This is a genomic window from Veillonella parvula, assembly GCF_024461875.1.
Classification (GTDB): Bacteria; Bacillota; Negativicutes; order Veillonellales; family Veillonellaceae; genus Veillonella; species Veillonella parvula_I.
In genome coordinates this window covers 1-214 of record NZ_JANGAL010000157.1, presented here as the reverse complement: position 1 = coordinate 214, position 214 = coordinate 1, and the positions used below count along the sequence as shown (strand labels likewise).

Here is a 214-nt window from a genome sequence, read left to right as displayed (position 1 = left end):
ATAAAATACATGGGAGAAGATCGTTGAAATTTTTAATCAATCATATTAAACAGCAATATCATATAAAAGATTATAAATTCGGACTTATTATTTCAGTAGTTGCAATTTCTGTCATCGGTATCATGATGGTCGGAAGCGCTAAACCGGATTTTATGACAAAACAGATCATGGGGGTGATCCTTGGGTTCGGAGCAATGGTTGTTGTCTCTTTGAT

General features: G+C 34.6%; 1 protein-coding gene. It reads left to right on the top strand.

The window, feature by feature from the left end; translation table 11 throughout:
- Window positions 1-23: 23 nt before the first annotated feature.
- On the top strand, window positions 24-214 hold a 191-nt coding region (locus NE668_RS10200), incomplete at its 3' end, for a hypothetical protein (protein ID WP_256196958.1).